Genomic DNA, 3,962 nt, shown 5'->3' on the forward strand with positions numbered 1-3,962 from the left:
GCATTGGGCCCTCGGCGCTGACGGAGGCCATGGGCATGCTCAACCACCATTTCGCAGCAGCCGCCTGATCGGCGCAGAGCGACAGCCTACCTCTGACTGCCGCCAATCTTTGCAACAGAGCCCGAAGGGGTGCTGCCCACGATCCGCATCGACCATGCCAAGCTGGTGATGGACGGGGTGATCCAGGCTCCGGCGCAGACCGCCGGGCTGGTTGAGCCCTACTGGGTGGCGCAGGACCACGATCACGGGGCACAGGATCACGGGGCGCACGATGCCAATGCGGTCCGCTGGGGGCCGGGCACCCAGCGCGGCCCGGTCTACATGGAGGTGGCGCAGCTGCGCGACATCGTGACGGGCCTGAACCGCGCCGGGCTCGATCCGCATATCCACGCCATTGGTGACCGCGCGGTCAAGCTCACGCTCGATGCGCTGGAGCAGGTCCGCGCGGCGGGTGCCCCGGCGAGCTTCCGCCCTGCGATTGCCCATGCCGAACTGGTCGAACCGGTCGATCTGCCGCGCTTCAAGGCGATTGGGGCGCTGCCGGTGATGTCATACCAGTGGAGCATTCCGGGGCCGAATTCGGTCACTGGCGCGAAAAACCAGCTTGGGCCTGAGCGCTTCGAGCGCATGGAGCCGTTCGACAAGCTGCACGCCGGTGGGGTGCGCGTGGTCTATGGTAGCGACTGGCCGGTGGACCGGATGAACTACTGGCTGGCACTGAAGGGCGGGATCACCCGCGCGGGCGGACGCGACATTCCCGCCGAATTTGCCGGGCGGCTCAACCACGCACCGGGGCTGAGCCGGGTGCAGGCGCTGCGCTCGATCACCATCAACGGCGCTTATGCACTCCATGCGGAAGACCGTACCGGCTCGCTGGAGCCGGGCAAGCTGGCCGATCTGATCGTGCTGGAGCGGAACTTCCTGCAGGTTCCGGAGGCGACACTCGGCGAAAACCGAGTGCTGATGACGATGGTTGGTGGAAGCATAATCCATGATTCCGGAAAAGTTTTGCTCAAAAACGCGAAATATGGCCGATCCGATTGACAGTACCCCTCGAGGGGGACTTGAGAAAATATCCTGCATGTCCCCTTGCTAGGAAGGGATTTTTTGAACCTGTCACGCGGTAAATCATGCCCGTGCCGGACATGGGGGTATTTTACATGGATGAATTGACGATCAAGCGCGCAATTTCGTTTGGCGTTTCGCTGATTTCGTTGACCGCTTCGGCAACGGCGGTGCGCGCCCAGGATCTGCCTGCCGCCACCGGTGCATCGGAAAGCGGCCCGGCTTCAGACGAGATCGTGGTCACCGCGACGCGTCAGTCGGAAACGATCTCCAAGGTTCCGATCAGCATTTCGGCATTCGACAACGAACGCCTGCAGCGCGACGGCGTGCGCCGGGTGGATGATCTCGTGCGCTTCACCCCCGGTCTTGTGCTCAGCCGCGGCGTGACCGGCTCCAACGTTATCTCGATCCGCGGCATCACATCGGGTGCCGGTGCGGGCGTGACGGGCATCTACATCGACGAGACCCCGATTCAGGTGCGCAACGAGGGTTATGGCGCGGGCTCCGCCTTCGCGGAAGTTTTCGACCTCGAACGCGTCGAAGTGCTGCGCGGCCCGCAGGGCACGCTGTTCGGAGCCGGTTCCGAAGGTGGCACGGTGCGCTTCATCCAGGCCGCGCCGAACATGGATGCGCTCCACATCTACGCCCGCAGCGAAGTGGCCACGACCCACAAGGGCAGCGAAACCTATGAAGGCGGTCTGGCCGTGGGCGCTCCGCTGGTTGCCGACAAGATCGCCTTCCGCGCCAGCCTCTATTACCGCCGAAACGGCGGCTACATCGATGCCGTCGACGGCACGTATGCGCCGACCGCCAATGCCGCGGCGGTCTATCCCAACGGCAACCTGATCAGCTTCACGCCCAAAGGCGTTGTGCGCAAGGACACCAATTCCGACAATGCGCTGACTGCGCGCCTCGCGGTCGAGTTCCGTCCGACGGAGTGGCTCTCGCTCACGCCATCCATCAGCTATCAGCGCACGCGCCAGAACGACGGCGGGAACGACTTCTGGACCGGGTCTTCGAACCTCGGCAACGGGGATCTCAGCCGCCTCGTGTTCAGCAAGGGATCGGCGGCAACCAACCCCGCGCTGATCGATATAGCCGTGCCTGACAAGGAATCCGCGCAGGACCGGTTCCTGCTCTACGCGCTCAACGCCAAGGCAGAGCTCGGCAGCGTGGACCTTATCAGCAGCACGTCCTTCTTCGACCGCGCCAATCGCAAGTGGCTCGATTTCACGCTGATCGACACGTTCCAGTTCGGCGGTTACGCCTCACCCCCGGCGGGCCACAAGTCGGCCTCGCTCTATGAAGTCGGCCAGAAGAACTTCGTGCAGGAACTGCGTCTGCAATCCTCCGATCGGAACGCCCGCCTACGCTGGGTGGTCGGCGGCTTCTTCTCGTCCAACAAGCAGACTGCCCGGCAGAACATCTTCAATAACTTCGTCGACAAGCTGCCGGTCGTGTTCGGCGCTTCGGCGGGCGGTGATCCGTTCGGCCCCGGGACCAGTGCCATCGTAAATGCGCTGGGCGTGCCGCTGTTGCCGGGCGGCGGTTCCTATTCCGAGAACCGCCGGATCAACGAAAAGCAGTATGCCGGCTTTGCGCAGTTCGATTTCCGCGCCACCGAGCGGCTGACCCTGACTCTGGGCGCGCGCGTGGCGCACAACGTGCTGGAATACGATGGCATCTTCCGCGGCCCGTTCAACAACAACAACCCGCCGCTCGGCTTCCCCTGCCCGACGGCGGGGGGCTGCACGCCCGGCACCGGGGTGTTCACCCCGCTCTATCAGGACACGGTCGGCCTCAAGAACAGCGAAACCGCCTTCACGCCCAAGTTCGGCCTTTCCTGGCAGGCGACCGACCGGGATCTGTTCTATGCCTCGATCTCCAAGGGGTTCCGCCCAGCCGGGGTCAGCGCCAAAGTCCCTGAAAACTTCTGCCGCCCGGACCTCGCGCTCACCGGCTATGCCGATGCCAATGGTCGCAGTGCGCAGCCCGCGTCCTACAAGTCGGACTCGGTGTGGAGCTATGAGGCGGGGGCCAAGAACAAGCTGTTCGATGGCAAGCTCACGATCGATGCCAGCGCCTACCTCATCAAGTGGAAGAACATCCAGAACTCGGTGTTCCTGCCCACCTGCGGCTATGGCTTTGTCGATAATCTCGGCAATGCCACCTCGCGCGGGTTCGATCTGGCGGTCACTGTCCAGCCGGTCGATGGCTTGCGGATCGGGGCCAACGCATCGTACAACAAGGCCGACTACGATGGCGCGGTGGTGACCCCGGGCAAGATCAATCTCTATCCGGCCAATTCGGCGATCTCGGCAGCGCGTCCGTGGACTCTGACGCTGATCGGTGAATACTACTGGAGCGACTTCTATCTTCGTGCTGATGGCAGCTATTTCAGCGAAGCACGCGGGCAGGGGGCGACCGATCCCAAGTCACCGCTGTTCAACCCGCGGCTGCAGCCGGACCAGTCGTACACGGCCATCAACATGCGCGCTGGCGTGCTCAAGGGAGGGGTGGACGTGTCGCTGTTCGTGAACAACCTGACCAATACGCGGCCCGTGCTTGGCGCGGCGGCGCAGCTCGGCGGATTTGTCTACACGGCCTCCACCATCCGTCCGCGCACGATCGGGATCACCGCGAGTTTTCGCCGGTGATCCAGGCGGGCGCGGTGAGCGGTGATGCAGCCGAACCCACGGCCCTGCGCCGTGTGTTCGGCACCGGTTCGCTGGTCATGTTCGGCCTTGCCTATCTGGTGCCGCTCACCGTCTTCACGGCTCTGTTGCAAAAATCGTGAAGCTTGAGCATGCTTGGCGGAGATTGGACGGACGGAACGATGACGGATTTCAAGTGGCGCCATTTCCAGGGTGATGTGATCCTGTGGGCGGTGCGCTGGT

General features: G+C 63.7%; 3 protein-coding genes. All 3 read left to right on the top strand.

The window, feature by feature from the left end; genetic code table 11:
* Nucleotides 1-129: 129 nt before the first annotated feature.
* The 3 genes from POM99_RS22045 to POM99_RS22055 all read left to right on the top strand — a co-directional run bounded on the left by POM99_RS22045 (nt 130) and on the right by POM99_RS22055 (nt 3,862).
* Entirely contained in the window at nt 130-1,044 is a 915-nt protein-coding gene (locus POM99_RS22045) for an amidohydrolase family protein (protein ID WP_277280946.1), read from the top strand.
* 101 nt (nt 1,045-1,145) lie between these two features.
* Nucleotides 1,146-3,722: a TonB-dependent receptor gene (locus POM99_RS22050; protein WP_277280947.1), complete on the top strand. Its 2,577-nt coding sequence runs from the start codon at nt 1,146-1,148 to the stop codon at nt 3,720-3,722.
* Between the two features lie 14 nt (nt 3,723-3,736).
* Nucleotides 3,737-3,862, top strand: a complete 126-nt coding sequence (locus POM99_RS22055; protein ID WP_277280949.1) for a hypothetical protein — start codon at nt 3,737-3,739, stop codon at nt 3,860-3,862.
* Nucleotides 3,863-3,962: the final 100 nt, after the last annotated feature.

It is taken from the genome of Novosphingobium cyanobacteriorum (assembly GCF_029436685.1).
GTDB classification, from domain to species: Bacteria; Pseudomonadota; Alphaproteobacteria; order Sphingomonadales; family Sphingomonadaceae; genus Novosphingobium; species Novosphingobium cyanobacteriorum.

Excerpts from the sequence above, each read along its gene's own strand:
- POM99_RS22050 (WP_277280947.1), top strand. The coding sequence starts at position 1,146 with ATGGGGGTATTTTACATGGATGAATTGACGATCAAGCGCGCAATTTCG.